Annotated in this window: 20 protein-coding genes, 1 tRNA gene and 2 pseudogenes; 16 read left to right on the top strand and 7 right to left on the bottom strand. The window is 69.5% G+C overall.

All coding sequences use genetic code 11. The annotated features are described in order from the left end of the window. Position 1: 1 nt before the first annotated feature. The 4 genes from ACQP1S_RS12560 (at position 2) to ACQP1S_RS12545 (ending at position 4,901) form a co-directional block, all read left to right on the top strand. Complete coding sequence (locus ACQP1S_RS12560) at positions 2-877, top strand: carbohydrate ABC transporter permease (RefSeq protein WP_432906474.1); 876 nt, start codon at positions 2-4, stop codon at positions 875-877. Further along, positions 874-3,114 (top strand): alpha-xylosidase, encoded by a 2,241-nt coding sequence (gene yicI, locus ACQP1S_RS12555; protein WP_432906471.1) that lies wholly within the window; start codon positions 874-876, stop codon positions 3,112-3,114. Before ACQP1S_RS12560 ends, yicI begins: the two co-directional genes overlap by 4 nt. Further along, on the top strand, positions 3,111-4,511 hold the full coding sequence (locus ACQP1S_RS12550) for a GH1 family beta-glucosidase (protein ID WP_091247246.1): 1,401 nt from the start codon (positions 3,111-3,113) through the stop codon (positions 4,509-4,511). The genes yicI and ACQP1S_RS12550 overlap by 4 nt, the downstream gene beginning before the upstream one ends. A gap of 87 nt (positions 4,512-4,598) precedes the next feature. Next, positions 4,599-4,901 carry a hypothetical protein gene (locus ACQP1S_RS12545; RefSeq protein ID WP_432906468.1) on the top strand — a complete coding sequence of 101 codons (303 nt, stop codon included), beginning with the start codon at positions 4,599-4,601 and terminating at the stop codon, positions 4,899-4,901. An 82-nt stretch (positions 4,902-4,983) separates the two neighbouring features. Here ACQP1S_RS12545 and ACQP1S_RS12540 read toward each other — a convergent pair whose 3' ends face one another. Then, complete coding sequence (locus ACQP1S_RS12540) at positions 4,984-5,307, bottom strand: nuclear transport factor 2 family protein (protein WP_432906465.1); 324 nt, start codon at positions 5,305-5,307, stop codon at positions 4,984-4,986. A gap of 119 nt (positions 5,308-5,426) precedes the next feature. After that, positions 5,427-6,293: an SDR family NAD(P)-dependent oxidoreductase gene (locus ACQP1S_RS12535; RefSeq protein ID WP_432906462.1), complete on the bottom strand. Its 867-nt coding sequence runs from the start codon at positions 6,291-6,293 to the stop codon at positions 5,427-5,429. A 58-nt stretch (positions 6,294-6,351) separates the two neighbouring features. On the opposite strand from ACQP1S_RS12535, the gene ACQP1S_RS12530 reads away from it, so the two are divergent. Then, complete coding sequence (locus ACQP1S_RS12530) at positions 6,352-7,008, top strand: TetR/AcrR family transcriptional regulator (RefSeq protein WP_432906459.1); 657 nt, start codon at positions 6,352-6,354, stop codon at positions 7,006-7,008. 212 nt (positions 7,009-7,220) lie between these two features. Here ACQP1S_RS12530 and ACQP1S_RS12525 read toward each other — a convergent pair whose 3' ends face one another. Next, on the bottom strand, positions 7,221-9,380 hold the full coding sequence (locus ACQP1S_RS12525; protein WP_432906456.1) for a hypothetical protein: 2,160 nt from the start codon (positions 9,378-9,380) through the stop codon (positions 7,221-7,223). Between the two features lie 52 nt (positions 9,381-9,432). Beyond that, positions 9,433-9,561 (bottom strand) — tRNA-OTHER (locus ACQP1S_RS12520). Between the two features lie 470 nt (positions 9,562-10,031). Between ACQP1S_RS12520 and ACQP1S_RS12515 the strand changes: the two genes are divergently transcribed. The 8 genes from ACQP1S_RS12515 (at position 10,032) to ACQP1S_RS12480 (ending at position 16,221) form a co-directional block, all read left to right on the top strand. Then, entirely contained in the window at positions 10,032-10,457 is a 426-nt protein-coding gene (locus tag ACQP1S_RS12515) for a hypothetical protein (RefSeq protein ID WP_432906453.1), read from the top strand. Positions 10,458-10,886: 429 nt separating this feature from the next. After that, positions 10,887-12,044 carry an acyltransferase family protein gene (locus ACQP1S_RS12510; RefSeq protein ID WP_432906450.1) on the top strand — a complete coding sequence of 386 codons (1,158 nt, stop codon included), beginning with the start codon at positions 10,887-10,889 and terminating at the stop codon, positions 12,042-12,044. Further along, on the top strand, positions 12,041-12,610 hold the full coding sequence (locus tag ACQP1S_RS12505; protein ID WP_432906448.1) for an RNA polymerase sigma factor: 570 nt from the start codon (positions 12,041-12,043) through the stop codon (positions 12,608-12,610). The genes ACQP1S_RS12510 and ACQP1S_RS12505 overlap by 4 nt, the downstream gene beginning before the upstream one ends. Further along, the gene (locus ACQP1S_RS12500) at positions 12,607-13,386 is read left to right on the top strand and encodes a hypothetical protein (protein ID WP_432906445.1); all 780 of its coding nucleotides are present in this window, start codon (positions 12,607-12,609) and stop codon (positions 13,384-13,386) included. The genes ACQP1S_RS12505 and ACQP1S_RS12500 overlap by 4 nt, the downstream gene beginning before the upstream one ends. Before the next feature lie 416 nt (positions 13,387-13,802). Continuing rightward, on the top strand, positions 13,803-14,006 hold the full coding sequence (gene cspE / locus ACQP1S_RS12495) for a transcription antiterminator/RNA stability regulator CspE (RefSeq protein ID WP_013283833.1): 204 nt from the start codon (positions 13,803-13,805) through the stop codon (positions 14,004-14,006). Between the two features lie 344 nt (positions 14,007-14,350). After that, positions 14,351-14,632 (top strand): hypothetical protein, encoded by a 282-nt coding sequence (locus tag ACQP1S_RS12490; RefSeq protein ID WP_432906439.1) that lies wholly within the window; start codon positions 14,351-14,353, stop codon positions 14,630-14,632. 545 nt (positions 14,633-15,177) lie between these two features. Next, positions 15,178-15,705, top strand: a complete 528-nt coding sequence (locus ACQP1S_RS12485; protein ID WP_091247274.1) for a DUF6244 family protein — start codon at positions 15,178-15,180, stop codon at positions 15,703-15,705. Positions 15,706-15,999: 294 nt separating this feature from the next. Next, a complete protein-coding gene (locus tag ACQP1S_RS12480; RefSeq protein WP_432906436.1) occupies positions 16,000-16,221 on the top strand; it encodes a SitI3 family protein in 222 nt (73 codons plus the stop codon). A 50-nt stretch (positions 16,222-16,271) separates the two neighbouring features. Here the strand turns inward: ACQP1S_RS12480 and ACQP1S_RS12475 are convergent. Together ACQP1S_RS12475 and ACQP1S_RS12470 are read right to left on the bottom strand one after the other, a co-directional pair. Then, a pseudogene (locus tag ACQP1S_RS12475) lies at positions 16,272-16,583 on the bottom strand (dihydrofolate reductase family protein); the annotation flags it as partial. A gap of 313 nt (positions 16,584-16,896) precedes the next feature. Next, the gene (locus tag ACQP1S_RS12470) at positions 16,897-17,865 is read right to left on the bottom strand and encodes a hypothetical protein (protein WP_432906433.1); all 969 of its coding nucleotides are present in this window, start codon (positions 17,863-17,865) and stop codon (positions 16,897-16,899) included. Between the two features lie 223 nt (positions 17,866-18,088). Here ACQP1S_RS12470 and ACQP1S_RS12465 point away from each other — a divergent pair, with 223 nt between their 5' ends. Both ACQP1S_RS12465 and ACQP1S_RS12460 read left to right on the top strand, forming a co-directional pair. Then, entirely contained in the window at positions 18,089-21,217 is a 3,129-nt protein-coding gene (locus ACQP1S_RS12465) for a BTAD domain-containing putative transcriptional regulator (RefSeq protein ID WP_432906430.1), read from the top strand. A 245-nt stretch (positions 21,218-21,462) separates the two neighbouring features. After that, positions 21,463-21,912 (top strand): annotated as a pseudogene (locus tag ACQP1S_RS12460) (IS6 family transposase); the annotation flags it as partial. A gap of 43 nt (positions 21,913-21,955) precedes the next feature. On the opposite strand, the gene ACQP1S_RS12455 reads toward ACQP1S_RS12460, so the two are convergent. Then, positions 21,956-23,224: an amidohydrolase gene (locus ACQP1S_RS12455; RefSeq protein WP_432906427.1), complete on the bottom strand. Its 1,269-nt coding sequence runs from the start codon at positions 23,222-23,224 to the stop codon at positions 21,956-21,958. Between the two features lie 152 nt (positions 23,225-23,376). On the opposite strand from ACQP1S_RS12455, the gene ACQP1S_RS12450 reads away from it, so the two are divergent. Next, positions 23,377-23,571, top strand: coding sequence for a thiazolylpeptide-type bacteriocin (locus tag ACQP1S_RS12450; protein WP_091247400.1), 195 nt, complete (start codon positions 23,377-23,379; stop codon positions 23,569-23,571). The last annotated feature ends 56 nt before the right edge of the window (positions 23,572-23,627 follow it).

Below are 23,627 nucleotides of genomic sequence, written 5' to 3'. Positions count from 1 at the left end.
GATGGCCGTCACGATCACCGAGGTTCCCCTGCGCCGGCGGGTGCGCGACCGGCACCACCGGGGCGTGCGCCGTGGGGTGGTGCTCGCACTGGTCACCGTGGGCGCGCTGGTCATGCTGGTGCCGTTCGCGTTAATGCTGCTCAACGCCTTCAAGTCGCCCGGTGACTACTCGTCAGGCGGGCCGCTGAGCTGGCCGACGGAGTTCTACACGTGGGGCCTGCGGACGTACTGGTCCGAGGTGGACTTCCCGCTCAAGCTGTGGAACTCGGCGCTCATCGCCGGGTCCGTGGCGGTGCTCGGCGTCGTCGTGTCGCTGCTCAACGCGTACGCCCTGGGCATCGGCCGGGTCCGTGGCCGGCTGTGGATCGTCGGGTTGTTCCTGCTGGCCAACATGTTGCCGCAGGAGGCGTTGATCTACCCGCTGTACTACGTCGCCAAGGAGATCGGCCTCTACAACACCCGACTGTCGGTGATCATCATCTTCACCGTCATCCAGAGCGCGTTCGGCACGTACCTGCTCGCCTCGGTGCTGGGCACGTTCCCCCGCGCGCTGTTGGAGGCCGCGGCGCTCGACGGCGCCGGCACGTGGACGGTGCTGTGGCGGGTGGTCTTCCCCCACCTGCGGCCGACCCTGGCCGTCCTGCTCATCTTCTTCTTCATCTGGACCTGGAACGAGTTCCTCATCCCGCTGGTCATGCTGATCGACAACCAGACCCAGACCATCCCGGTCGCCCTCGCGTCGTTGCAGGGTGACCGGCTGATGGACGCCCCGACGACCAACGCCGGCGCGTTGATCAGCCTGGTGCCGGCCATCCTGTTCTTCCTCATCTTCCAGCGCACCCTGGCGCGCGGCATCACGGCAGGAGCCGAGAAGTGAAGTTCACCGACGGGTACTGGCAACTGCGCCCCGGGGTCAGCGTGCTGCGCCCCGGCACGGTCGAATCGGTCGAGCCGGACGACCGCGGCTTCACCGTCTTCGCGCCGGCCGGTCAGATCAACGGTCGCGGCGACACGCTCAACCGGCCCGTCGTCACCGTCCGCTTCTTCTCCCCCGCGCCCGGCGTGGTCGGGGTCACCATCGGGCACCACAGCGGCGGGCTGCCCCGCGAACCCCACTTCGGGTTGCACACCGACGACACCCACCCGGTCACCGTCGACATCACCGGGATCAGCGCGTCGCTGACCACCGGCGAGCTGACCGTGCGGGTCGCGCTGATCGACGGCTGGCGGGTCGAGTTCCGGCACGGCGACCGGCTGGTCACCGCGTCCACCGGGCGCAGCGTCGGCATCGTCACCGACGGCGAGGGCCGCCGGTACGTGCACGAACGGCTCGCGCTCGGCGTCGGCGAGACGGTGTACGGGTTGGGCGAGCGGTTCGGCCCGTTCGTCAAGAACGGTCAGACGGTCGACGTCTGGAACGCCGACGGCGGCACCGCCAGCGAGCAGGCGTACAAGAACGTGCCGTTCTATCTCAGCAGCGCCGGCTACGGGGTGTTCGTGGACCACCCGGAGCACGTGTCGTTCGAGGTCGGCTCGGAGGTCGTCGCGCAGACCCAGTTCAGCGTCGAGGGCCAGTCGCTCACCTACCACGTCATCGACGGGCCCACCCCGAAGGACGTGCTGCGTCGCTACACGGCGCTGACCGGCCGACCGGCCCGGGTGCCCGCCTGGTCGTACGGGCTGTGGCTGTCCACGTCGTTCACCACGTCGTACGACGAGAAGACGGTGACCGAGTTCGTCGACGGGATGGCCGAGCGGGACCTGCCGCTGTCGGTGTTCCACTTCGACTGCTTCTGGATGCGCCAGTTCCACTGGGTCGACTTCGTGTGGGACCCGGCGACCTTCCCCGACCCGGAGGGCATGCTGCGCCGGCTGCACGAGCGGGGCCTGAAGGTGTGCGTGTGGATCAACCCGTACATCGCGCAGCGCTCGTACCTGTTCGAGGAGGGCCGCCAGGCCGGTTACCTGGTGCGCAACCCGGACGGGTCGGTGTGGCAGTGGGACAAGTGGCAGGCCGGCATGGCGCTCGTCGACTTCACCAACCCGGACGCGACGGCCTGGTTCACCGGCAAACTCAAGGCGCTGCTGGACATGGGCGTCGACTGCTTCAAGACCGACTTCGGTGAGCGCATCCCGACCGACGTGGTGTGGCACGACGGGTCGGACCCGCAGCGGATGCACAACTACTACTCCCACCTCTACAACAAGGCGGTCTTCGCGCTGCTGGAGGCCGAGCGGGGCGAGGGCGAGGCGGTGCTGTTCGCCCGCTCGGCCACCGCCGGCGGCCAGCAGTTCCCGGTGCACTGGGGCGGCGACTGCGAGTCGACGTTCGTCGCGATGGCCGAGTCGCTGCGCGGCGGGCTGTCCCTGGCGTCGTCCGGTTTCGGCTACTGGAGCCACGACATCGGCGGCTTCGAGGGCACCCCCGACCCGGCGGTGTTCAAGCGGTGGATCGCGTTCGGCCTGCTCTCCTCGCACTCGCGGCTGCACGGCTCCGGCTCGTACCGGGTGCCGTGGGCGTACGACGAGGAGGCCGTGGACGTGCTGCGCCACTTCACCCGGCTCAAGCTCAGCCTGATGCCGTACCTGGCGGCGACGGCCGAGCAGGCGCACCGCGACGGTATCCCGATGATGCGTCCGATGATCGTGGAGTTCCCGGACGACCCGGCCGTGGCGCACCTCGACCGGCAGTACATGCTCGGCCCGGACGTGCTGGTCGCGCCGGTGCTCAGCGCCGACGGGCAGGTCACCTTCTACGTGCCCGCCGGCACCTGGACCCACCTGGTCACCGGCGCGCAGCTCACCGGCCCGAGGTGGGTGACCGAGAAGCACGGGTACGACAGCCTGCCGGTGCTCGCCCGGCCCGGCGCGGTCATCGGGTTCGGGGCGCGCTGCGACCGGCCCGACTACGACTGGGCCGACGGGGTGGAGCTGCGGCTCTACGCTCCGGCGGAGGGGCAACGGCAGCGGGTACGCATCCCGGCGCCCGGCGAGGGGCCGGGCGCGCAGTTCGAGGTGAGCTTCCGGGGCGGGGTGGCGACCGCCGAGCTGGTGGCGGGCGAGTCGTCGGGGTACCACTGCGTGGTGGCCGGCGCGGAGAGGGCGGGACGATGACGGCACGGAACTTCCCGGAGAGCTTCGTCTGGGGGTCGGCCACGGCGGCGTACCAGATCGAGGGCGCGGCCACCGAGGACGGTCGTGGTCGGTCCATCTGGGACACCTACAGCCACACCCCCGGGCGGACCCGCAACGGCGACACCGGTGACGTGGCCGCCGACCACTACCACCGGTGGCCGCAGGACCTGGACCACCTCGCCGAGCTGGGGCTGGGCGCGTACCGTTTCTCGATCTCCTGGCCCCGGGTGCAGCCGGGCGGCTCCGGGCGGTTCCACTCCGCCGGCCTGGACTTCTACTCGCGGCTGGTCGACGGCCTGCTGGAGCGCGGCATCCGACCGGTCGCGACCATGTACCACTGGGACCTGCCGCAGGAGCTGGAGGACGCCGGCGGGTGGCCGGCGCGGGAGACGGCGCTGCGCTTCGCGCAGTACGCCGCGGGGATCGTCGGCGCGCTCGGCGACCGGGTGCACACCTGGACCACGCTCAACGAGCCGTGGTGTTCGGCGTACCTGGGTTACGGCTCCGGTGTACACGCGCCCGGTCGGACCGAGCCGGCGGCCGCGCTGGCGGCGGTGCACCACCTGAACCTGGCGCACGGCCTGGCCGGGCGGGTGGTCCGGGAGCTGGTGCCGAGCGCCGAGCTGTCGGTGACGCTGAACCTGCACGTCGTGCGGGGCGCATCCGACTCGGCCGCCGACTGCGACGCGGTCCGGCGGATCGACGCGTTGGCGAACCGGGCGTTCCTCGGCCCGATGCTGGACGGGGCGTACCCGGCCGACCTGCTGGCCGACACCGCCGCCGTCACCGACTGGTCGTTCGTGCGTCAGGATGACGAGAAGCTGATCGCGGTGCCGCTGGACGTGCTCGGGGTCAACTACTACTCCAGCACCCTGGTCCGCGCCTGGGACGGACACTCGGCCCGCTCCGACGCCGACGGGCACGGCGCCTCGGCCCACTCGCCGTGGGTGGGCGCCGAGGACGTCGACTTCCTGCCGCAGCCCGGCCCGTACACGGCGATGGGGTGGAACATCGACCCGCCGGCCTTCACCGAGCTGCTGCTGCGGTTGCGTCGCGAGTACCCCGGCCAGCCGTTGATGATCACCGAGAACGGCGCGGCGTTCGACGACGTGGTGTCGGCCGACGGGCGGGTCCACGACGACCGGCGGATCGACTACCTGCGCCGGCACATCGGCGCGGTGGCCGAGGCCCGCGCGCAGGGCGCGGACGTCCGGGGCTACTTCGTCTGGTCGCTGCTGGACAACTTCGAGTGGGGCTACGGCTACGACCGCCGCTTCGGCATCATCCGCGTCGACTACGACACCCAGGAGCGCACCTGGAAGGACAGCGCCCACTGGTACCGCCACCTGGTCGCCAGCGGCCAGCTGGACGACTAGGTTCGCGGTGGGCCCGTCGTCGGCGGGCCCACCGCGGTCGAGGCGGCGCCGGACTTCGCGCTGCTGGCCCCGGCGACGCTCAATGTGGTGTGTTTCCGTTACCGGCCGCCGGGTGTCACCGACGAGGAGGCCGACCGGCTGAACACGGCGCTCGGGTCCGCCGTTCTCGACGACGGTGGCGTCCACCTGGGCACCACCCGGCATCGGGGCCGGGTCGCCTTCCGCCCGGCTCTCGTCACCTGGCGGACCACGGCGTCGGACGTGGCTCAGTTGCCGGCGTGCTGCGGCAGCTGGCCGGGCAACTCGATGATCTGCCGCCTGCGCCGTCAGGCCACCGCAACAGCGTCGCGGACGCTCGCCCCGCTGCGGCGAGGTCCGACCGAACATTGAGCCCTGACCGGGTGTCGGCTGCCGGCCACCGCGACCTTCGTGGGCTGGGGCGGCACCTCGGGCCGCCCCAGCCGGTGACGGATCAGACAGGGGCGATCGCGAGGTCGGTGACCTGGTCGTCCTTGATGCCGAACACGAACGAGAAGGACAGCGGCCCGCCGGGGAAGTCGCCGTCCCCGGAGGCCACCAGCCGGTCGTCCGCGAACGAGGTCGGCGTGAGCACGATCTTGGGGATGATCAGATGCCCCTGGATCCACTCGCGGATCTCGGTCTCGCCGGCCCAGGTCTTCCCGTCATCGCGCACGGTGGCCCCGTCGCCGAAGACCGCGGCCAGCGCGTTCGCGTCGTGCGCATTGGTGGCTGCGATGAAGTTCTCGACAGCGTCGGGCAGCGTGATGTCATTCATGTCTACTCTCCGGTTTCTCGGGTGCCAGGACGCGGGGGCGTGCTGGTAGATCTCTGCGGTTCCTCAGCAGCACGATGCCGATGAGGCGGCGGCCCGTCACGGGCTGCGCCGCGCGGTGATCAGCTCAAGGCGCCGACACCACTGTGGTGACAGGCGCAGAAGTCCGCACTGCGTGAGAGCTTCTCGTTCGCGCGCAGCTCCGCGAGTGCGTTCTCGTGCATCGCGACAACGACGTCGTAGCCGGAGTTGCCGAGCACGATCCGGTGCGGTGGAACGGGTGCGTTCATCGCGCTGATCACGGCCTGCACGCCACGAACAGGGTCACCTGCCTGCTTGCCGTTGGCGTCCACGAACGCCGCCTTGACGGCCTCGACCATCGGCACATAGGCGTCGACGGTCTCGTGGACGGGCTCGTTCTGGAAGTAGGAGAAGGCACTGGTACGGAAGGCTCCCGGCTCTACGGCGAGCACGCGTACACCGAACGGCTCGACTTCCTGGCGCAGCGTCTCGGTGAGTCCTTCGATCGCGAACTTCGCCGCCGCGTAGTAGCCGAACCCCTGTGCGCCGACGAGGCCGGCCACCGACGACATGTTCACGATCCAGCCGTCGCCGCGTGCCCGCATACCCGGGAGGACCGCGCGGATCACTTCGACGACGGCGAACAGGTTGAGGTCGAACGTGCGGCGGATCGTCTCGTCGGGGGCCCCCTCGATCGAGCCGTACCAGCCACGGCCCGCGCTGTTGACGAGCACGTCGATTCCGCCGAACCGTTCCTCTGCCGTCTTGACCGCCGCACGCACCTGGTCGGAATCGGTGACATCGAGCTGGAGAACCAGGACACGGTCGCCGTACGGTTCAGCCCATTCCTGCAGTTCATAGGGTCGACGCGCGGTCACCGCCACCTGGTCTCCCTGGGCCAGTGCAGCCTCGGCATAGACCAGGCCGAACCCTCCGGGCGTCCCACCAGTGACGAACCAAGTCCTCATGGGCTTCTCCTATCGCTATAGAGAGCAATGTAGCGCTACATGGGTTACCATAGCAAGCGTGAAGAACGCACGGGATCGCCTCCTGCTCGCCACGGCGGAGTTGCTGGAGAGCGGCGCTACGGTGTCCACGAGGGCGGTGTGCGAACGCGCCGGGGTGCAGGCCCCGACGCTGTACCACCACTTCGGCAGCAAGCAGGGCCTGATCGATGCCGTGGCAAACCACGGCTTCACCCAGTACACGGCCGTCGAGAACTCGGGCGACCCGCTGGACGACCTGCGCAAGGGCTGGGACCGGCACGTGCAGTTCGGGCTGGAGCACCCGTCGTTCTACGGGTTGCTCTACGGCCGCGCCGAGCCGGGAAAACCCTGCGCCGTCACCGCTCCCGCGCACGCCGCGTTGCGTGAGCGGTTCACCGCCGCAGCAACCCAGGGCAGGCTCAAGGTGCCGGCGGACGACGCCGCCGAACAGGTGTTCGCCGCCAACGTCGGCATTACGCTCACCTTGATCAGCCAGACGGAGCCGGACTTCGGGCTGTCCGGACGCGTGCGTGAGGCCGCGCTGGCCGGAGTCCTGCACGCACCCTCCGCCGCCGCCCCCGCGACCCGCGCAAGCGCTGCATTGACGTTGCGTGCGCTGGTCGACAACGACCCGGGCGACCTCACCCCCGGCGAACGCGGACTACTCGACGAGTTGCTGGAGCGCCTGGCACGCTAGTAGTTCTTCGTTCGGTTTGGTGGCTTTTGTTGCGTTATCGCGGTTTCACGGGTCAATGGCAGGTGATGCAGGCGCCGGTCCAGGTCGCGACGGTGAGAGTGACCGGACGTCGAGGAGAGCGCGGGGGCTGAATACCAGATCCTCCGCTTGCGCGGAGATCCCGAATCGAACGGAATAGCAGGAAGCACCCGCATGGCCTCGACTGCGGCCGGTTACTCAGGGATCAACTCGTGGAGTCGACCCAGTGTGAATGCCTCCGATCCGTCCGGCAGGTTCTCCGGCGCCTCGATGCCGACGAAGGTGACCGGCTCGTCCGGCAGCAGACCGTTCCACATCGTCACCTCGGTTCGCGCGCGCCACCGATCGACCAGGTAGGACACGGTGAGGTACCGCCGTTCCATCAGTGCGCGTACCCGGTCGGCCGTGGTGAACGTGTTCTCCTCCACCCGGTTGAACGACGGCCGGCCCCGCAGGTACAGGTGCAGCCACACCGCCTGCCAGCCACGCTCGTCCCTGGCGAACACCATCGGCAGCGCGACCCGACCCTGGCCACGCAGGTGCGACCGCGCCCGGACGGTCCGCGCGTCGAACGGCGCGCCGCCCTGGTCCCGCGCCCGGGTCTGGTAGCCGAACATCGACTCGGCGACCTCGTCGAACGACTCCCCCGCATAGATGTTGACCTGCGGAACCACGTAGTGCCCGCGGGCGGTCAGGGGCACGTCGACGAACTCCGTCGCACCGTTCGTCGCGTCGGTGATGTCGCCGGAGTGCACCACGCCGTCGTGCTGGTAGTTCGTCCATGACACCTGGCCCGCACTGTGGAAGTCGTCATCGAGCAGCAGCAGCGACAGGTCGTAGTCGGTGCGGCGGCTGGTCTGACGCCAGTAGGTGAAGAAGCGCAGCAACTCACCGGAGACTGACGCCCGCGAGCCCCTGGGCATGACCGCGAAACCGCCCTCGGTTGCCTTGCCGGACAGCGGCAGCGCGACGTCGAGCACCTCCGGATCCACCACCAGCGGTCGGTGCGACTGCGGCAGTCGAGCGCTGATCTCGGCGTCGAGTAGCGATGACAACTCGGCCACCAACCCGGCCGGCAGCGGTGGACGCTCGTCGGGACCGACCCACGCGGTGCGCGAGCGGCTCGCATACATCCGGGCCGACGCAGGGGTCAGCCGGTTGTCGACATGCTCCCGCAGCGACAGGAGCACCCGACCCGACGCCGAGCCGAGCGCGCCAGTGACCGCGTCGACGACCGTGGTGCGCTCCGGCGCTGACGCCAGCCGCAGCAGCCGGTCAGCAGACCGCAGGAGCAGGCCCGGCGCAGCCGACAGCACCGATGCGGCCGGACCGATGGCACCGGCGCGGATCGCCGCCTCCGCGCGGCCGGCGAGGTGGTGCACCCGCCGCTCGCCACGCGCCACCGTGAACACCTCCTGCGCGTGCGGCCACTGGTCGTACTCGTGCGGGTGCAGCCGTTCCCCGAGCCGCTTCCAGCGCTCCGCGTAGCGCGCGACATCACCGAGCTTGTCCTGGTTTGCCGCGACGACCTCGTTCAGCGCGGCCAACAGCATCCGCCGCTCCGGGCGTCGGAAGGCACGAAACCGCGTGGGTGCCGCCAGCGAGACGTCCCCGCCGGAAACCTGGCAGGCGAGGCGCAGCACGTCGGTCGTGGTGTCCACGCCGACCAGCGGCCGGCCGAGGACGAGTCGGATCCCGTTGAGGACGGCACGGTTCTCCCGTACCGGGATCTCGGCTGGCTGCGCGCCATCCGCGCAGGCGACCGCCAGCTCGCTGAGGATCGCGAGATCGGCCTCGCCGTGCGGCGTCGAGCTGCCGGCCAGGGCCAGATAGAGCCGTGCGGCCTCCACCTCGGCGGCGTCACCGAGACGCAGCAGGGTCACCCGGTCACCGGCCGCGGTGACCAGCGTGTCGTGCGCGGCCAGCAGCTCCGGATAGGTGTGCTGGTAGGTGCCGTAAGCCGGCAGGTCGAGCAGGTTCACTGCGCCCGAGACGGCGGCGTCCCGCAGCTGCGCGTCGGTCGCCGTGTGCCCGCCGGTCAGCACGGCTGCCCGCAGCCGGTCGACCCAGAACTCGATGGTGTCCGGCACGTCGTGCGGGAATCCGATGAAGTAGGCGTTGTGCTGGACATGGTCCCCGACCAGCTCGCGCACCGCTGAGACGACCGTAGCGGCGAGATCCATCGCCGGCGCGGGGGCCAGGGTGCCGATGTGCGCCAGCAGAGCCCGCGAAGCCGAGAACCCGACATCGAGCAGTGCCGCGTCCAACTGCCGGGCCACCGCCGTGCCGTCACCGGCCGCAGCCGTGCTCGCCGGTACGCGCAGGGTCTTCTGGATGATCAGCTTCTCGAGCACGTGCTCCTCCGTTCCGGTCGGCGCTGGCAGGTGGCGGCGCGCAGTGGCGCAGTGGGTCGCCGGGGACTCGAACCCCGAACCTTCCGATCCAACAGGGAGAAGGAAGCGCACCCATCGCCGCACGAGCGGATGGCGGACGCGCTACACAGTCGGATGCTCTAGCCAGTTGAGCTAACGACCCAGATGTCGATCATCCATCAGCCGGGTCGACCTGGCTACCGGGATTCGACGTCACCGCCGGGTCCTTTCGGACAGGGAAGGCGGCCGGGCGGTAACCGTAGTGCCCGCGAACCCGTCGGCCTGGAAACCTCTACGGCTGAGGGCAGCGGTCATCTGCCGTCGACCGTGCCCCGTGCCTTGTCTGGGTGTGGTGGGTGAGCGTCGGCATGCAGCAGTGGAACGCCAGCTACGGCGATCAGCCCGACAGCTTCGCGTACCGGCCTGATCTGGGACCACCTGCTCGACGGCACCGGGCCACACCCGTGGGTCGAGACCCTGCGGGGGCGGGCCGCCGAGGCGACCGCAGGGGCCGAGAAGGCCCGCCGGCTCCAGGCCGCACAGGAAGCCGCGCGGTGGGGAGGTCCTCCCCCGTCGGATCGGGTCCGCAGACTCTTCGGACACGCGCAGTCCCTGGCGCGGATCGACCGCCGGTTGCTCGACCGCATCGACGCGCTGCCCGCCGATCGGCAGCGGGAGGTGGCCTGCTGGGCGGCCCGCCGCGCGATGCGGGTGGCCGGGCTGGAGCAGCTCGGCTGGATCGCCGATGCTCTCGCCGCCGCCGAGGACGGCCGCCCACTGCCCCGCGCCTTCACCGAGCAGAACGGTGCCGCCGCGTACGGCCGGCTGATGTCGGACCCCGAGGTGCCCCACACCACCATTCCCCTCACGCCGGACCCGGCGTTCAGGGCGTTCGGTGTCGCCGAGGTGCTCCAGCAGGCTGTCGCATTCCCCGCCCTGGTCGCGCTGGCCAACCATGACCCGCTGGCCGCCGCGATCGATGCCGTCCGCGACGCGGCGATCGCCCACGGCGACGACCGCGACCGCTTTCTCACCGAGGCCCATGCCGCTCTAGCCTGAGCGACTCACCATCGCGGCAGTCCCGACGTCGTCAAAGCTCAGCCTTGATCACCGTCCGGGCAGGCAGACCAGCGAGGCTGCTCACTGCGCCGGCGGTACGGCACCTGAACTGCCCCCGAGCGACCGGTCCCAGCCGGGTGGCAACGTTCGCCAACTGCGGTGCGCTGCCTTTGACCTCCACGGACATCAGAGGTACTTGTCGATCGTTCCCGGTCCGGGTCCCTCACCCCCCTCACCCCGGCATGCCTTACTGTCCGCCCGTTTCGCCCTGTTGATCCTCGCCGGGCGCGGTGGCCGGGCGCAGCCTGTCGGGCACCCCGGCCACCTACCAGGTCGAGGGTGAGTCGCAACGTACCTGTAGCGATGGAGCCTGGCCTGCACATGTGTGACCGGACGCGGTAACACCGCCGGGATCACCAGGAGCAACAGATGACGACAGCCACCCTCGCCCAGACGGCTCTGCGAGGTGACTCCGGTCCTGCGCCGAAACGCAAGCCTCGGCTGTACGCGCTGGACGGATTGCGGCTGGTGTGCGCGCTGGCGGTGGCCGGCTATCACTTCGGGGACTCCTGGCGGTTGGACGGGGTGCACCCGCCCGCGTACTTCCTGCCGGACGCAGCACCGGTGTTGATCTACGGTTTCCTGGGCGTCGAGGTGTTCTTCCTGATCAGCGGATTCGTCATCCTGATGAGCAGCTGGGGACGCACCGTTCGCGAGTTCGCCGCCTCCCGCGCCGCCCGGCTCTACCCGGCCTTCTGGGCCTGCGTACTGATCACCGCCGTGGTCAGCACGGTGCTGCCCATCAGCGGCGGAGTGCCGTTCCCGCCCCTGCCGGGCGGCCCGGACGTGCTGATCAACCTGACGATGCTGGCGGAGCCGTTGAACAGGCCGCTGGTCGACACCGTGTACTGGACGCTCTGGTGTGAGTTCCGGTTCTACCTGATCATCATCTGCATGCTCGCCGCCGGACTCACCGACAAGCGGGTGCGGCTGCTCGGCGCAGGATGGCTGGCTGCCGCCGTGCTCATGCCGGCCTTCCCGGGAGCGCCGCTCCACCAGGTCGTGATGCCCACCTTCGCGCCGTACTTCATCGCGGGGATGACCATGTTCCTGCTGCGCCGTGACCGCTCCGACCGGTGGTCCTGGGCGCTGCTGGCCGCCTGCTGGGTGGTCAGCCTGCACCACGTGCACGGGCGGGCGTCGGACCTGCGTCCCGGCTTCGAGGTCCCTGTCTGGCCGGCGCTGGTGCTGCTCACCATTGCGTACGGCGTCCTGCTCGCCATTGCCCTCGGCGTCACCGACCGGATCAGCTGGGGCTGGCTGAGCACGGCGGGCGCGCTCACGTACCCGTTCTACCTGCTTCACCAGCGGGCCGGCTACAGCCTTGTCCGCACCTTCCACACCGCCACCGGGCTGCCCGCGCCGATACTGATCGGGGGAGCCATCCTCGTCCTGCTCACCGCGGCATGGCTTGTCCACCGCTTCGTCGAGCGTCCGCTCGCACCCCGCGTCCGTAGTTTCGTGCAGGGCCGGTCGACGACGACCGATCACCGCAGATCGAGCGACGCGAGCGTGAGGGAGTCATGAACCGGGCGACGGCGGATGCTGAAGCCGCCTTCCGTGAGCTCTTCGAGGCCGCGTACGACGATCTGCTGGTGTTCGTCGAGCGCCGTACGGACTTCGCCCTGGCTGACGACGTCGTCGCGGAGACGTTCCTGGTCGCCTGGCGGCGTCTGGACGACGTGCCGGGCTCCCTCGACGCGGCCCGTGCCTGGCTGTTCACCGTCGCGCACAACCTGCTGCGTAACCGGCAGCGCAGCGAACAGCGGCAGCAGAAACTCGTCCTGCGTATCCTGCGGGAACCAGCGGGCTACACCGGCGGTGACGCCGACGCTGTGGCAGCCCACGTCGACCTGGCCCGGGCCTGGCAGCATCTGTCCCCCGCCGATCAGGAAGCGCTCACGCTCACCGCGATCGAGGACCTCACCGGGCCTCAGGCCGCTCACGTGCTGGGCATCTCCCGGACGGCGTTCAGTCTGCGCCTGCTGCGTGCCCGCCGCCGTCTGCGCCAGCACCTGCGCCAACAGCAGGAACCCGGACCTGCCCCCTCTCCCGCTACTGCCCGCCCCGCATCGTCCGGAGGCCCCGCATGACCAGCGACGAACTCGACCACGCCATCCGTTCCGCCGCCAGCCCGGTGCCCGCCCGCGTCACCCAGGCTCGGGCCCGGGAACTGCTTGAGAGCATCGTCACCACCGACCGGAGGGCAGGCTTCGCGCCGGCCGCACCCCGGACCCGGCGCGGTCTGAAGATCGGCAGCGTGGCGACGGCGCTCGCCGCTGGGGGCGCGGTGATCGTCGGTCTGGTCGCCGGCGGACCCGCGTACGCGTCCTGGACCCCTGATCCGGGGCCCGTCTCGGCAGCCGAGGCCCGTGGCATCGTGGTCAGGTGCGTGCCGGCGCAGGAGATCGGCGTTGCGCGGATTGTCGTCGGTGAGACCCGCGGTGACTACGCGTACGTCAATGCCGTGACGCCCAGCGGAAGCCGGACCTGCTTCCGCGACCACAACGGGGACGTGACAGAGTCCAGCATCCTCACCGTGCTCACCAGCACCGCACAGTTGGGCGCCACCGGCGTCGAGCTGTACGCCTGGAGTCAACTGCGCACCAACGAGGGCTACATCCGGCTGATGGCGGGACACCTCGGCTCCCAGATCACCGATGTCGACATCACCGTACGCGCGGGGAATGGCACCTCGTCCCGAACGGCGCACGCCACCGTCCGCGACGGCTACTTCGCCGCCTGGTATCCGGAAGGCCGCGACGAGGCCAGCGGCAACATCACCACACTGACCCTTCGCCTCACCGACGGCAGCACCGTCGGCAACCTGTCTGCCAGACAACTGTACGAGCATCCAAAGCTCGACTAGGGCGTGTTTCGTGGCGGTTTGCGGCGTGGCGGCGGTCGCTGATGGGGAAGGTCTGTGGTGCCGCCTGCTGCTTCGTCGTCTGTGGGCCCGGTGGACCGCTGATGGCGACCCGCGCCCCGCTCCCCCGCCGACGCGGCCTCGGTCCCGTCGGCCGCCCCACCCTGCCCCCCCCCGAGGTCACCCGGAGTCACACGGAACGAGCGACACCGCTCACCGGCATGGGCTCGACGGTGGATCATGTGCTACGGTAGCCGGGTTGCAGTTTTGATTTCCTTAGACGTTTTCCAGCGCCTGATGGGGTATCTGAAACCCATCCAGGCGCTTCTCGTTTTTCGTGTCGTTTCGACGCGGGTGATCAACGCGGCGGCGTGCGGGTCCGCACAGTGCGGTCTCCAACAGCCTGCGAAGGAGCAGACATGACTACAGGTACCGTGAAGTGGTTCAACGCCGACAAGGGCTTCGGCTTCATCAGCCCGGACGACGGCGGCGCCGACGTCTTCGCCCACTTCTCCGCGATCTCGGCGAGCGGCTTCCGCAGCCTCGACGAGAATCAGAAGGTGGAGTTCGACATCACCCAGGGCCAGAAGGGCCCGCAGGCGGAGAACATCCGCCCGCTCTGATCCACATTTTCTGAACGGCGGCCCGACTGGTTCAGCGGGCCGCCGTTCGGCATTCCATACGCTTACCACGGCATCGCGAAAATCCCCCTGATCGGCAGCAGACCGGTCCGCTCGGTGTGGAGCCAACTCAGCATTGCCCCCGTGTTCTCCACCTGGATCGATGCGGACCTCGGGTGCCAGTCTGCCAAGCATCGATCCTTGTCCCTTACGAGCCGAATGCCGCGCCACCGCCGCCCTGACGGTCGAGGCACGTACGGTCGCGGTCAGGTGGAACACCATCCTGATGCCTGTCAGACCTACCGGCCCCGGCGTGCACGGCCCTAACTGCTGAAGGGTTGATGACCATGACGACGACCTACTCCGGTCCTGCGAGGCTGATCCTGGTCGACGGCGCCTGCATCTCCGGCATGGCGTCCCTCAGCACCAACCAGCGCGGAGGACTCAACGGTTGGGGCGGCACGTTCCGTCCGGACGAGATCACGACAGAACTTCGCAACGCAGCCCAGGGACTGCAGTTGGAGCTGCCCTACGACCGGGTGGGGACAGTCACCGTCACCGGCATACGCAAGCTACTCGCCACGCAGGTGTTGATGTCGTTGGCAGGCCTCGGACCCGCACCGTTCTGATCGTACGCCGCTACATTCCCGCCGCGGTGCGGTCAATGTGCTTCGACGCAGCGACAAGGGCGGGGCCGTGTGAGTCGGTAGGCGCTGCCAGGAACCGTCAACTCTCTCACCGCTGACCGGAGCGTTCCGGGTGCGGCACGAGGGTGCGGCAGCGACCAGTCGTTCCTTCCCGAGTGAGTGCGCGGACCTGGCTCCGCCGGCTCCGCCGGATCGATGACTCCGTGGTTCGGCTGCCCCAACCTCCCACCTCCGCATTACCGCGCTGTTCCCATTGCGGCGCTTTCGGAGATTTAGTGTGATAGCTGGCATGAACGGGCCCCGCTTCGATCAATGCCCTTGGGTCCAGTTCGACCACGATCGGGAGGTGGTCTGACAACGCTCGGGCAGTGAGCGTCAGGATGGCGCGCGACCTCACCGCCGACGGCCGAGGCCGGCACATCTGTTCGTGTGGGTCGGGCGACTGCTGCTGTCTCTGGTGAGCCTGGGGCGCCTTCGGTAGCGTCAGGTGCACCCGTTCACCGTCTTCGATTGGGGATGCCGCCTCCGTGTCACACATCGAGAAGATCACCGGGGAACTCCGTGCCCTGCTGGCCGGTGTCGAGCGGGCGCAGGGGTTGACGACCGCCGCCGACCGGCAGGCGCAGCAGGTGGCGCTACGTGCCGCAGGTGCCGGCTTCCTCGCTGTCGCCGCAGGCGTGGCCCGGGTGCGAAGCGCCCTCACGGACATCCAGGGCGGCCTGGGAAAGCTCGGGGGATCGATCGGTGACGCGACGAAGGCCGTCGCCGCCGTACCCCAGCAGGCCACCCCGCAGGAGACGATCGCCGCACTGACACCCGTACAGAGCGCCGTCGGCGCCGCACGCGGCGCGGCGGGCGGCGTCATCACCCAGATCGGTGAGACGCAACAACTCGTCACCACGATCCTCCACGGCGGACAACCCGGACCCCTGCTACAGGCCCTCGACGGCATCAAGCAGGTCCTGATGCAAGTCCTCGCCCGCACCAGCGGCGCACGACAGGCCATCGAAGCCGCGATCGCCGAGGCACAACGCGTGGGATCAGCGGGAAACTGACCGGGGCTGGAGGGCACCCACCGACCATCCCCAGCCCAATCACCATCGGCCGCACCCACAACCCTCGGCATGGACGCCGTCTCACCCGCCCCTGGGGCCGGGTCCGCGTGGAGCAGGCGTCCCACCGGCCTGCTTCAAGGCTCGCCTATCGGTCCTCGCACCCGGATCTCCGCGAATGAGAAACCACGGGAACGCCGAGCCCTGGAGCTGGAGCTGGAGCTGGAGCTGGAGCTGGAGAACGAGTGTGCCGACAGGGTCGCTGCCGCAGGGTACCGGGTTCACCAGAACCCCACCATGCTGGCGACCGTTGCCATGATCCTCGCCGGCACGACCGAGGACGCCGCACTCACCCTCAATGGCGACGTGCTGATGCTGACCCGCCTTGCGGGAACCACCCAGCTACCCCACACCGACGGCTGGTACGACGAAACCTACGAGACGGTCCTCCCCGCTGACGCCATCACCCGGGCTACACCTCGTGCACCCGGCGCATGCTGGCGGGACGCTGCCCGGTGACGACGTACTCGACGACGGCGCAAAAGCCGCCGACGCCGCCTGATCATCGGTCAACGGCGCACCCGATAACGCAGATGAAGCACCCGGTCGCCCGGAATGACCACGTCAGGGTCCTCCAGCAACTGCTGCGCGTGGACCGACCCGAAGTAGCGTTTGCCGGAGCCGAACACGACAGGTATGACGTCCATGCGCACCTCGTCGATCAGGCCGGCGGCAAACACCTGGCCACCGACGTCGCCGGCGGCGACCTCGACAATGCGGTCACCCGCGAGTTCTCGCGCCTTGACCACGGCTGCCTCGATGCCGTCGACGAAGTGGAACGGGGCGCCAGGGTCCCCGCCCTCGGGCGCCGGCCGGTGCGTGCCGGGTCAGCTGCCCGAAGCGCGAGTGCCCGGCGACCTCCGCGACCGGTAAGCGGGCGGCCGTCGGCAACGTGACCCAGGACGCCGACCTCTACTGCGGCGGCTTCAAGGTGGCCCACTACGGCCGGCACGTCGTCGCTTCCAGGTGCCATTTCCACGGCAGCCGGGGCCGCCTCACCAACCTGTGCTCCTACCGCAACGGGATTGTGTCGAAATCTCCATGCAGTCCCGGGGAAGAGTGGCGGCGAAAAGGGCGCGGCCACCGGGCGACAACGGTGGTTGTCGCGCGATGACCGCGGGGACGGGTGCGGGATCAGGCCGCGATGGTTTGCAGGTAGGCGGTTCCTCCGCAGGACAGCGTGCTGAGGTTCTTGAACCACATCGCGAGCTGGCGCTGAGAGGATCCGTCACTGTTGATGCGCTGGATGTAGACCACGCGCGTGACCTCGAACTGGCAGTAGGTGGGGAAGCTGCCCTGGGGCGACGGGCCGATCACGTAGGCCGAGGTGACCGGATTCGCGTTGTTCCAGGTCGTGGACCAGGTGCCGCCGGGGCCCACGGTGGCCATGGAGAACTGCGAACCGATGGTGGTGGAGCCGAGCCGGATGTCGGCCTGGCAGGTGATGGTCCCCACGTTCTTGACCTCCACCCAGATCTGGCGGAGCGAACTGCCCGGCTGCACGGTCCAGACGCGTGTCACCTGGAACTGGCAGGCTGCCGAGCTCGTGGCGCCGCTCGGGTTGAGAGCGGCCACCCAGATGGTGTTCCAGGGGACGTTCCAGAGGCTTGTCTGGGTGCCACCCGGGCTGACGCCGCCGGTCGAGGCAAGGACCGAACTGGTCACCGCCGTGAGTTGCACCGTCGCACCACAGGCGATCGAGCCGACGTTCTTGAGGGTGAACTGGTATTGGCGCTCCCCACTGGGCAGTTGGACGTACCGGCTGTTGATCGTCTCGAACTGGCACGTGGCCGAGGTGGTGGCGCCGGCCGGGTTGTAGCCGACCACGTAGGCGGCGTCGGCTGGGGCGTTGGTCCAGGTCCAGCCCTGTGTGCCGCCGGCCGAGAGGGTGCCGGTGAACCAGGTCGCGGCGATGCCGATCCCACCCTTCGCGGCGTGGCTCAGTCCGCCCGACGCCGCTGCGGCGGCCCGTGCGTCGCGCAGTGACGACTGCGATGACTGCGATGGCTGCGACGACTCGTCGGCCTGCGCGACCCCGACCGACGCGACGACCATGCTGAGCGTCGTCACCGCGAGGAGAGCCGCGCGGATTCTTCGTCTCATTGAAGCTCCTTTACCCCATGTTCCGGGCCATCCGCCCGGCTCCATCAGGCTGCGCGGCCCGGCTTGCCATCGGCTAGCCATCCGATAGCCGCCCTGACGGCGACACATAGGATCAAGTGCGATACATCGATGTGGGGGTCGGATGACATGGCGGTTACTCGGCCCGGTTGAGGCCGTGGTGCGGGGCGAGCGAGTGCCGCTGGGGCGACCCCAACAACGCGCTGTGCTGGCGTATCTGTTGCTCAATGCCAACGTGGTGGTCTCGGCGGAGCAGTTGACCGAGGCGCTGTGGGGCGGAGCTCTCCCCACCCGCGCACGAGCACAGGTCCAGGTCTGCGTCTCCCGGTTGCGACAACTGACGCGCGCGGCCGGTATACCCGAGACAATCTACTCGGATTCTGGGGGATACCGCCTTGAGTTGACCGGCGACGAGTTGGATGTGGTGGTCTTCTCCGGGCTGACCGAAGCTGCGCGTCGGTACGCCGACTCCGGCGAGCACGAGCGGGCCACCACCCTGTTGCGGCAGGCGTTGGCGTTGTGGCGTGGCCCGGCACTCGCGGGCGCGTCCGCCGCGTTCGTGCCGGCGGCCGCCGCTAGCCTGCACGACAAGCGGCTTGCCGCGTCCGAGGACCTGTTCGACGCCGAGTTCGCGCTCGGTCGGCACGCCGCCGTGGTGGCGCCGTTGCGTGAGTTGGTCACCGGGAACCCGTGGCACGAGGGTCTCGCCGTGCGGCTGATGACGGCGCTGGCCGGATCGGGGCACCAGGCCGAGGCGCTGCAGGTGTTCGAGCGGATCCGCCGCCTACTCGCCGACGAGTTGGGCATCGAGCCGGGAGCGCGGCTCGCGGAGGCCCACGTACGGGTGTTGCGGCAGCAGTTTCCGCCGAACAGGCCCGCGCCACCGGTCCGGGAACCCGGATCTGCTCTGCGTCCCGCCCAACTGCCCGCCGGTCTTTCGACCTTCACCGGCCGTGGCAACGCACTCGCCGCGATGGACACGATGCTGAGCCAGGCTCGGGGAAGCGACGCCCTCGCGGTCATCGCGATCATCGGGACGGCCGGGGTGGGCAAGACGGCGCTGGCGATCCGGTGGGCACACCAGGTACGGCCACTCTTCGACGATGGGCAACTCTTCCTGGACCTGCGCGGATACTCACCCGGAGCGGCGATAGCGCCGCTGGACGCCTTGTCGCGCTGCCTTCGCGCGCTCGGTGTGCCGCCCGCACGGGTGCCAGACGACATCGACGAGGCAATGGACCTCTACCGCAGCGTGCTCGCCGACCGGCGGGTGCTGGTTATGCTCGACAACGCCCGCGACACCGCGCACGTCCGGCCACTGTTGCCCGGCGGCGCCGGCTGCCTGGTGATCGTCACCAGCCGGGACCGCCTCGGTGGGCTGGCCGCTCGGCACGACGCGCAGCGGCTGTCGTTGGACGTGCTCCCGCCGCAGGAGGCCACCGAGCTGTTGACCCGCGTCATCGGCGCGGAACGGGTCGCCGAGCAGCGGGACGCTCTCACGGAGCTGGCCCATGACTGCGCCCACCTGCCACTGGCCCTTCGTATCGCCGCAGCAGACCTGCACGGCCGCCCCCACGAGATGGTCAGCGGGTACCTGGCGCGGCTTCGCGCGGGCGGCCCGCTGACCGTGCTGACTGTCCGTGACGACGAACAGGCCGCGGTGCGTTCGGCGTTCGCCGTTTCGTACCAGGCGCTGCCACCGCGACTCCAGCGGCTATTCCGGCTGTTCGGCCTGGTGCCCGGCTGCGACATGACAGCGGAAGCGGCCGCCGCGATGCTGCGGTGCGGAGCCGGCGAGGCGGCGGACATGCTCTCTCGTATCGCCGACGCGCACCTGGCACAGGAGCGGATGCCGGGTCATTTCGGCACACACGACCTGCTCGGCCGGTACGTGACCGAACTGGCGACGATGGAGGACAATCGGGAAAGCCTGGGTGACCTGCTGTCCTGGTACCTCTTCAGCGTGTACGCCGCAGCCGACCGACTGTATCCCCAGGTGTTACGCGTGCCCACGCAGCTACCCGCGCCCGCTGGGCCACCGATGCGATTCGCCACCCATGTCGACGCTCTCGCCTGGCTCGACGCGCACCGGCACAACCTCGTCGCCGTGACACGCCATGCGGCGCACCAGGAACTGCACACCTTCGCCTGGTCGCTGGCGGACGCGCTGCGCGGATACCTGTGGCTGGGAATGCACACCACGCAATGGTCCGAGGTCGCGAGGATCGGCCTCTCCGCGAGCCAGGCAGAACGGCACGAACAGGCCGAGGCAGCGGCCCGGCTGAGTCTCGCCGCCCTGCACTGGCGGCTGGAACGGTTCCCCGAGGCGATCGACGACTATCAGCTGGCGCGGCTCTCGGCGAACCGTGCAGGATGGCGCGACGGCGAGGCAGCCGCGCTGGGCAACCTGGGCCCGGTCTTTCGGATGACCGGCCAGCCCCGTGAAGCCCTGCGGGTCATGGAGCAGGCGCTGGAGTTCAACCGGCGCAACGGCCGGACCGCGGGCGTCGCCGTCAACCACAACAATCTCGGATTGGTCTGCGCCGACCTCGGACGGCTCCGCGAAGCCGCGGACCATCATCACGCGGCGCTCACCCTCGCACACCAGGGCGGGGCAGCCTCCAGCCGGGCGCTCATCCTGAGTAACCTGGGCGTCGTCCACCATCTACTCGGCCGGTCCGACGATGCGCTACGGACACTGACCGAGGCACTGGAACTACATGAGCAGATGGGCAGCCGGGGCCGTGCCACCACCCTGTGTGCGCTGGCTCGGGTCCACTGCGATCGTGGCGACCATCCGCACGCGGCCAGCCTCGCCCGGCAGGCACTCGACATGGCGCGCGCGCCGGCCGAGCCCCGGGTCGAAGCACTCGCTCTCCACATCCTGGGCATCGTGGAGAGGAAGACCGGCACCCTGTTGGATGCGTTGAGCACTGCGCGCACCACCGCGGATCGGTATATCGAGGCCGATATCACCGTCAGCCTCGCCGAGATCGACGAGCCTGCGGCACCTTCCTGGTGCCATGCGGCGCTGTCCATCACGCGGCAGTGCGGCTATCTGTTGCTCGAAGGCCGGACGCTCGCCGCCCGCGCCACAGCCGAGTACTCGGCTGGTGACGTGGCCGCCGCCTGGCGCAGCGCACGGCTGGCGGCACAGTCGCACGCCATGACCGGCCACCGGCCGGGCACGGAGCGAATCGAAAAGCTACTCGCCCTCCTCGCGTCGGATTCCTTGCCTGAGCACCGCGTGCAGGCTAGCCGTCAAGCACCAGTGACCCGACCACGAAATAGCAGTTCAGCACCCGTGCGAGCCAAGCATGAATACGGAAAGTGACGGCACTCAACATGGCATCCACGCGACACTCACTGTCTGACAGGGACGATCAACAGAGGATGTACCACCGCGTATGGGTCTGCTGCACCGATAGGTGACAGGTGTAGTCACGCGGCCTGACTGGCCGGTGGGGTCATGATGGTCTCGTACCCGATAGGGGTCAACCGGGCTCTGTTCCATTGGGCAGAGGCATGATCGACTTCAGCTTGGCTGGTGTGGTCTGCTGGGTCGGTGAGGTCGTCGTGTACCGGGATGTGGAGGAGTTACTGGTCGAGCGGGGTGTCGAGGTGGATCACGTGACGGTCTACCGGTGGGTGCGGCGGTTCACCCGCTGCTGGCCGACGCCGCCCGGTTCGCTCGCCCCTGTCCTGGTGACCGTTGGTTCGTGGACGAGACCTACGTCAGAGTCAACGGGATCTGGCGGCACGTGTACCGGGCCGTCGACCAGCACGGGCAGGTCATCGACGTGCTCGTCTCGAAGCGTCGGGACGCCGACGCGGCCCGGCGGTTCTTCCACCGGGCGTCGACCACGTTGAAGGTCGTGCCCACCGAGGTGGTCACCGACGCGAACCCGGTCTATCCGAGGGGTGCTCGACGACCTGGTCCCGGCGGCGTGGCACCCCGTCGAACGGCACGCCAACGATCCGATCGAGGCCGATCACCGCCAACTCAAGCACCGGCTCAGACCGATGCGCGTGCCCACCGATCCGCCAACGCAACAGCGCCGCGGCGTTGCCGCTAAGGCTGGCGGAGCCAGACAAGCGCCGCTGTCGTCAACGCCTGGATCCCGGTGGGCAGGGCGAGTGCGGCGTACGGGGCGTACCTCGACGAGTGGTTGGCCGGAATCTGCGCGATCTTGGCCGCGGCGGTGCCCTCGGCGGCGCGCCACTGGGCCGGCCCGATCGTGCCCAGCATCCAGTAGCCGGCCGGCACCCCGTCGGTGGCGAACAGGGGGAAGTCCTCGGCGGCGAGCGACGGCGGCCAGCCGGCCACCCGGGCGGTGCCGAAAGCCTCGGTGTGTGCCGCCCGCAGGTCTGCGGTGACCTGCGGATCCGGGCGGTTGACCGGAGACTGCGCGACCACGGTAATCCGGGGCTCGCCCGGAGTGCCGGCGGCCGTGCACGCCGCCCGGACGACACGTTCGACAGCCTCTCGCATCCTGGTCAGGGTCGCGGCCGAGTACGCCCGCATCGTGACGCCGATGATCGCGCTCTCGGCGACCACGTTGGCGCGGGTGCCGGCGGAGATTCGGCCGACGGTGAGCACGGCCGGTTCGGCGGGGTCGACCTGCTGGGTGCGGATGGTCTGCAACTGCACCACGATGAGGGCAGCGGTGACGATCGGGTCGACGCACAGATGGGGCATCGCGGTGTGCCCGGCACGGCCCTCGATCGTGATGTCCAGGGTCAGGCAACCGGCGGTCATCAGGTCGCCGTGTGCCACCATCCCGGCGGGTAGCGGCGCACAGTGCTGGGCGAGGGCGACGTCGGGCCGACCCCATCGACGGTAGAGCCCGTCGTCGATCATGGCTGCTGCGCCCTTGAGGGTCTCCTCGGCCGGCTGACCGACCACCAGGAGCGTTCCCTGCCAACCCCGCCGGTCGGCGGCGAACCCCTCGGCCGCACCGGCGAGTGCGGCCAGGTGCAGGTCGTGTCCACAGGCATGCATGACCGGGGTACGGAGACCGTCCCCGGTCTGAGCGACCACCTCGCTGGCGTACGGCAAACCGGTCCGCTCGGCGATCGGCAACGCGTCCAGCTCGGCGCGCAACAGGACGGTCGGTCCGTCACCGTTGCCCAGCCGACCGACCACACCGTGTCCACCGACACCGGTGGTGACCTCGAAGCCGACGTCCCGCAGCTTGGCCGCGAACGCTGCGGCGGTCCGTTCCTCCGCCCCCGACAGCTCAGGATAGCGGTGTAGCTGCCGGTAGAGCTTCAGCGCCTCCCGGACGACGTCGTCGCGCACCGGCCCGGCTACCGACTGCTGCGCCGAGCGTGCATCCATCCCGGCAGCATGATGCGCCGCGCTCACAGATCACTGACAGCGGCTGCCAGCGTCGTGTAGCCGATCCGTGAGCGGGACCGGCTGCACTGGGGGTGGCCCGAACCGCCGGGCTCCCGGTCCAGCCCGGTCGGGATGACACGAAGGAGCACAACATGAGTGGTCAGGCAGATCTCGACCTCATCGCCCAGGAGATCCTGGAGCTGGAGACGGAGACCTTCGCGATCTCCGACTACACCGACGTCACCGAAGCGGTCCTCGCCTCGACGTCCAGCTCCGCCACCACCTCCACCACCAGCAGCACGACGTCGAGCACGAGCACGGCTTCCTCCACGTCGTGCTGCGGCTGACCTGCCTGCCGGCACGGTGATCGGCACGGTGACCGCTGCCGCTGGCCGGCGGCGGT

The sequence above is a fragment of the Micromonospora matsumotoense genome (assembly GCF_050951065.1).
Classification (GTDB): domain Bacteria; phylum Actinomycetota; class Actinomycetes; order Mycobacteriales; family Micromonosporaceae; genus Micromonospora; species Micromonospora matsumotoensis.
The sequence above is the reverse complement of the archived record's forward strand: the minus strand, read 5'-3'. Positions and strand labels throughout refer to the sequence as shown.

What these genes read in the sequence shown, in the direction of transcription:
- ACQP1S_RS12560 (WP_432906474.1), top strand. Translation starts at nt 2, where the DNA reads ATGGCCGTCACGATCACCGAGGTTCCCCTGCGCCGGCGGGTGCGCGAC.
- ACQP1S_RS12550 (WP_091247246.1), top strand. Translation starts at nt 3,111, where the DNA reads ATGACGGCACGGAACTTCCCGGAGAGCTTCGTCTGGGGGTCGGCCACG.
- ACQP1S_RS12540 (WP_432906465.1), bottom strand. Translation starts at nt 5,307, where the DNA reads ATGAATGACATCACGCTGCCCGACGCTGTCGAGAACTTCATCGCAGCC.
- ACQP1S_RS12535 (WP_432906462.1), bottom strand. Translation starts at nt 6,293, where the DNA reads ATGAGGACTTGGTTCGTCACTGGTGGGACGCCCGGAGGGTTCGGCCTG.
- ACQP1S_RS12510 (WP_432906450.1), top strand. Translation starts at nt 10,887, where the DNA reads ATGACGACAGCCACCCTCGCCCAGACGGCTCTGCGAGGTGACTCCGGT.
- ACQP1S_RS12505 (WP_432906448.1), top strand. Translation starts at nt 12,041, where the DNA reads ATGAACCGGGCGACGGCGGATGCTGAAGCCGCCTTCCGTGAGCTCTTC.
- ACQP1S_RS12500 (WP_432906445.1), top strand. Translation starts at nt 12,607, where the DNA reads ATGACCAGCGACGAACTCGACCACGCCATCCGTTCCGCCGCCAGCCCG.
- cspE (WP_013283833.1), top strand. Translation starts at nt 13,803, where the DNA reads ATGACTACAGGTACCGTGAAGTGGTTCAACGCCGACAAGGGCTTCGGC.
- ACQP1S_RS12490 (WP_432906439.1), top strand. Translation starts at nt 14,351, where the DNA reads ATGACGACGACCTACTCCGGTCCTGCGAGGCTGATCCTGGTCGACGGC.
- ACQP1S_RS12480 (WP_432906436.1), top strand. Translation starts at nt 16,000, where the DNA reads ATGCTGGCGACCGTTGCCATGATCCTCGCCGGCACGACCGAGGACGCC.
- ACQP1S_RS12470 (WP_432906433.1), bottom strand. Translation starts at nt 17,865, where the DNA reads ATGAGACGAAGAATCCGCGCGGCTCTCCTCGCGGTGACGACGCTCAGC.
- ACQP1S_RS12455 (WP_432906427.1), bottom strand. Translation starts at nt 23,224, where the DNA reads ATGGATGCACGCTCGGCGCAGCAGTCGGTAGCCGGGCCGGTGCGCGAC.
- ACQP1S_RS12450 (WP_091247400.1), top strand. Translation starts at nt 23,377, where the DNA reads ATGAGTGGTCAGGCAGATCTCGACCTCATCGCCCAGGAGATCCTGGAG.